At 41.0% G+C, this 5265-nt stretch carries 3 protein-coding genes; 1 reads left to right on the top strand and 2 read right to left on the bottom strand.

All coding sequences use genetic code 11. The annotated features are described in order from the left end of the window. The first annotated feature begins 214 nt into the window (after window positions 1-214). Complete coding sequence (locus tag ACZFYI_RS15265; RefSeq protein ID WP_462524993.1) at window positions 215-1627, top strand: TlpA family protein disulfide reductase; 1413 nt, start codon at window positions 215-217, stop codon at window positions 1625-1627. A gap of 365 nt (window positions 1628-1992) precedes the next feature. On the opposite strand, the gene ACZFYI_RS15260 is transcribed toward ACZFYI_RS15265, so the two are convergent. Further along, window positions 1993-3543: a DUF1501 domain-containing protein gene (locus ACZFYI_RS15260; RefSeq protein ID WP_462524992.1), complete on the bottom strand. Its 1551-nt coding sequence runs from the start codon at window positions 3541-3543 to the stop codon at window positions 1993-1995. 4 nt (window positions 3544-3547) lie between these two features. Beyond that, window positions 3548-5265 (bottom strand): DUF1800 domain-containing protein (locus ACZFYI_RS15255; protein WP_462524991.1); only part of this gene is annotated, 1718 nt, incomplete at its 5' end.

Genomic DNA, 5265 nt, shown 5'->3' with positions numbered 1-5265 from the left:
TTTTGCCGATTTCAAGGGGGCCTTTGAAATAATTAATGATTCGGCTGAAAAAGTGCATGTTAATTTTTTTTAAAAAACCGATAGGAATAGCGTATACTTTTGATTTTACTTTTTCGTTTTAAAAACATAATGTATTTTTAAGTTTATAAATTCTGATTTGAAAGCCAAAGTCAATTCAATCCTAAATTTCAACAATCATATAAACCACAAACAAATGAAAAATTCAAGTCTATTTGTGATGGCAGCGGTTATGCTGTTGTTAGCCTGCAGCCCAAAGCCTGAAATCATCGACAACTCTATCAAGATTTATGGAAAATTGGATAACTCTGAATTCCCTTTGATCACAGTTAGTCAGGATGAAGAACTTGCTCAAGATTCCGTACAATCAGACGGGACTTTCCAGTTAAACTTTGAGTATCCCGAATCAGGGATGTTTATGCTTACCAATGGAGATTTAAGGTTTAGCCTGTACTTAGATCCGGGAGACAGCATTTTTGTCAGTGGAGATGTCAAGGAATTTGGAGCAACTTTTTTGGCATCCGGTGACAAAGCCAAAGAGAATTCCTACCTGAGAAAAAAATTCAAAGCCATCAATGAAAGCGGGATTGACAATTTCATGGAAACAATGGCTTTAAAAAAAGAAGCTTATTTTTCAAGAAAGGACAGCTTGATGTCCATTGTGAAAAATAATTTTGACTCGCTGATTGTTGGAAAAGACATTGATCCTGTTTTTTATAAAATGGAAGAATCATACTTTACATACCAAAGTATGTTCATGGATCAGTTGTATCCCCTTTACCATTCCTATATCAATAAAATCCCGCAGGATTCCGTGGACTTTCCCATAGAGGAGACAAAGAACAAACTACAAGCCCTGCCTTTGGACCAAAAAGAACTTCTCGGAGTGGCTCCTTATAAAAATCTCCTAGACCAAAGGATTAACAATTTGGCAGGTGAAATGATGAAAGCGGATACCACGCTCACATCTTACGAGGAGGTATCATGGATGGCAATAGACTCGCTGATCAAAGATCCTTCGATCAAAGACCAATTAAAATTTGAAACCCTGAAATCCACCATAGAATACCGAGGTCCTGTGAATGCAGAGGCCATGTATGTTAAATTTTTGGCTGAAAATACCACCCCAAAATTTGTTGACAAACTTGAAAAACTGAAAGCCAAATGGGAACCTATCAGTCCGGGTAAAGAGGTTCCTGATTTTCAATTTACCGATATGAAAGGGGAAACTGTGAAACTGAGTGATTTGAAAGGAAACCTTGTCTATATCGATATTTGGGCCACTTGGTGCGGCCCCTGTATTGCTGAACACCCTAATTGGGATAAAGTCAAAGAAGAATACAAAGACAAACCTGTTGCATTTTTGACAGTGTCCATTGATGATACGAGGGAACCATGGGAGAAAATGGTCAAAGACAAAAAAATGGATGGATTGCAGTGGTTTGCCGAAAACGCTTGGCAGTCTGAATTGGCGCAGTTCTTTATGGTCAATGCCATACCAAGATTTCTGCTTTTGGACAAAGAAGGAAAAATTATTGACCCTTCTGCAGAAAGGCCTTCAGGAAATATCAGGGAAATTTTGGATAAGCATTTGGAAGTAGCGGTTTAATCAGTCAGTGACAACACTGACCGAGGCAAAAAAGAAAGGAGTCAGCCTCCCAACTGACTCCTTCTAACCTAACTAACCAATAAAAAAATAAACCTTTGTCTTTAAATACTTTAGCCGGATCTAGCATCCGGTTTTTGTTTTAACCTTTCATTATAATTTGGAGAAGAAAGGAGTCAGCCTCCCAACTGACTCCCTCTAACCAAACTAACCAAAAAAAATAACCTTTAATGTCTTGAAATTCGATTTTTTTATCTGAGATAATTGATATTAAAATTTGAAAAAGGAGTCAGCAATACTGCCGACTCTTTTTTTACCAAACCAAAACCAATATGAATTTTTTCAAGAATATATTTTTAAACCTGAATTTATAGCTTAATCAAATGGACTGTACTTCTCCTATAACCATCCATCACCCTGAGGATATACCTCCCGGGAGGATACATGGAAAAATCAAAATTCTGATTGAATTGCCTGTTTTGGAAAATTCCCTCATATACCTTATTTACTTCTCTCCCTTGGCTGTCAATGATATCTATTCTGATATTTCCTGAAAAAACATCGAACTTAACAGTCGCAAAATCTCTGATGGGATTTGGATAAACTTTTAAATTACTCGGTTCTTCATTTGGGATAGAAGTGATCAGGGCATTTTTTACTACCGGTACTTCTCCAAAAGTCCCCTTCATCGTAGCCTGATTCACAGACGAGTCCGAGCCAAACCATTGTGTAAGCAAAGAACTGTAAACTTGCCTGAAATCATGCTGCATGGGGATATTGTCACGGTACTCTTCCGATCCATCTATCAGCGGCGCGGTTCCTTTGAATCCGCCATAGGACATGTTTCCAAAAATGAACAAAGGAGCAGACGCACCATGGTCAGTTCCACCACTGGAATTGGACACTATCCTTCTTCCAAATTCGGAAAAAGTCATTCCCATCACCCTGTCGGCACTTCCCAAAAACTCCAGGTCATTCATGAAAGCCATTACGGCATCATTCAGGTCTTTCAACAAATTGGCATGGTGCCCTTTGGTATGATCTCCCCCGTCCACTTGATTGTCATGGGTATCAAATCCCCCCATCCTGACCAGATAAAGCGGGGTCTTCAATCCTCCTGCAATCAGCCTCGACACAATCCTGAGTTGGTTGCCAAGTTTGGTATCAGGATATACTTTCTGCTGTGGTACCTTTTGCGCAGCACTTCTGATTACGGCCCCATATTTTTGAGATTGCTGCGCAATCAATCTGATGTATCGTAGTTTATCACCTGCAGGCGTATCAGGAGTTTCTTCCTGCTCATTATCAAGCAGCTGATAGAAGGAGTTGGTGTTGTTGATGATCATGCTGAATCCTGCCTTTTCTCCCTGAAAAAGCATAGACGATCCATAACCGATCTCCACGGCCAATGGATCTGGATTTTCACCGTTTGGATATCCTTCGGGGTATTGGGGATGGGTAGCTTCAAGATACCTTCCTGTCCATCCTGAAGTGACCAATTCATCAGAATCCGATGCACTCATCCAAATGTCAGTAGACCTGAAATGTGAAAAGTTCTGCTGAGGATATCCTACCGAATGCAAAACCTGTAACCGTCCTTCTTCATACAATGACTGAAAACCAGAAAGAGATGGATGCAAACCAAAATCAGCACCCTCAACCGGAAGAATGCCACTATCGGGAAGCACAACATGTGGCCTGACTTTATTGAGTTGACTTAGGTGGGCCAAAGGAATCACTGTATTGAGTCCGTCATTTCCTCCTTCCAGGTAGATCAGGACCAATGCCCGGTCTGATTCGTTAGCCAGATTCAAAAATTTTTCCAGTGTCTGCCCAAAGCTTTTGTTGCTCATCGCTCCCAAAAAACTCGGAATGGCAAGACTGTGTGCTGCGTGTTTTATAAATGACCTTCTTTTCATAAAATTACATCAGTTGTGCTTCACCCATTTGCAATAAAAGCTGAAGAGCAGGTTTTAATCTGTTTGTGACAATGGTGGCGTTTGCCTCGTCATTGGGCGAGGCCAAATAGGTCAGCCAAGCTCCTGTCCAATAATAATCCTGATCCTGTCCATTGAGCAAAATCATTTTGACCTGTTCGATTTGTGAAGGGCTTAATTCAAGTCCAAGATTTACAAGCGCAAATTCTTTTATTAAAAGAACAGGATCCTCCGGGGTGGTGAATCCCTTGACATAGCTCAGCAAGTCAGCAGAAATTTTGACAGAATTGGAAATCCAATAACCCCAAAAAATCATGGAATCAGAACCTGTTGCCCTTTTCAGGATAGTATATGTATTAATCCAAATCTTATCATACTGTGGTGCCTGGTAATATGGAGTCCAGCCTGCTACGTTTGGCGGATCTCCTGCTTCCATACCCATGCCGCTCATATCCCACATAATCGCGGAGTAAAAATCCTTTTCTGCCATGGCATTTTCTGCTACCGGCATGTCAAAATTTCTCCATAGTCCTAGGATAAAATCCATTGGGCTTTTGATCAAGGAACCCATGATATCTGCATGGAAGAAATGGGCTGAGGAAAACAAAACCTCAAGGGCTGGTAAAATATCATAGTTATTTTGCCTGATGATGCTTGCCAGTGGCGTGATGATATTGGCTTCTGCCAATTCTGTGATTTCACTTGCTACAAAAAAAGTATAAAGCTTTCGGGAAAGGTGCTTTGCAGATTCGTTGGTGGCAAAAATCATTTCCAACATCTCATCCAATTCTCCGGCTCCTGCTTCTCCCTCCTTTCCTGTGATGAGCTTGTTCCCATAAAATGCAGAAAACTGTTTGTCCCCAAGGTGATGCATTTCAGGGTTGAAATAGGATTCAGGTTCCCCGTCTTCATGGATACTTTCCCAATTTACCGTCCACCCTGTTAGGACACGTGCGGCAGCCTGCACATCCTGTTCCTTGTATCCTGCGTCTTTTCCTTTGCCTACACAAAACAGTTCCTGCAATTCCCGGGCAAAGTTTTCATCAGGAGTCTCTTTGTTATTGAAGGCCCCGCTCAAAAAAACCAGCATAGCCGGATCAAGTGTCAAATCCTTGATCATAGTTTTGAAATTGCCCAAGGCATTTCTGTGGAGCATATTGATATAGCGGTAGCATGACTTGGCTACAAACACATCCCACATTTTGATGGGAAGAAAATTCCACCAAAATAGGACCATCTTTTCCTGTATACCGCTACTCTGTCCAAGAATCCTTCCTATCATCCAAGACTTAAGTGCTACGATTCTGTCTCCCTCAAAATCCTGGTTAAATTTGGCCTGAACAAAGGTTTCACCCAATGGAACATCCGGATCAATTTTGTTTTCACTTACATCATTGTAATTATTTACCGGCTCTGCAAATGGTGTAAAAGAAGCAAGGGATTCGGCTACGATACTACTAAGTTGCTTCCCTCTTAGTCCTTTTAATTCTTCTAAAGTGGAGCCAAATCTGGTTCTCTTGATAAAATGCGCCAAATGAGCATCGGTCAACTCGCCTGAAAATGGTTCTAAACCTGCTTCGATATACTGCAGGCGAGCATTTGAATAATCATTGGGATCATGAGAAGACTCCAAGCCTGAAGTCAAATCAGGAGAAGCCACCTTTTGATAAAGTGGCTGAAGATGCCTGTACTGACCTGGTCTGA

It is taken from the genome of Aquiflexum sp., from assembly GCF_977115555.1.
Note: the sequence above shows the minus strand (reverse complement) of the source record. Positions and strands in the feature narration are given on the sequence as shown.

Excerpts from the sequence above, each read along its gene's own strand:
- ACZFYI_RS15265 (WP_462524993.1), top strand. The coding sequence starts at position 215 with ATGAAAAATTCAAGTCTATTTGTGATGGCAGCGGTTATGCTGTTGTTA.
- ACZFYI_RS15260 (WP_462524992.1), bottom strand. The coding sequence starts at position 3,543 with ATGAAAAGAAGGTCATTTATAAAACACGCAGCACACAGTCTTGCCATT.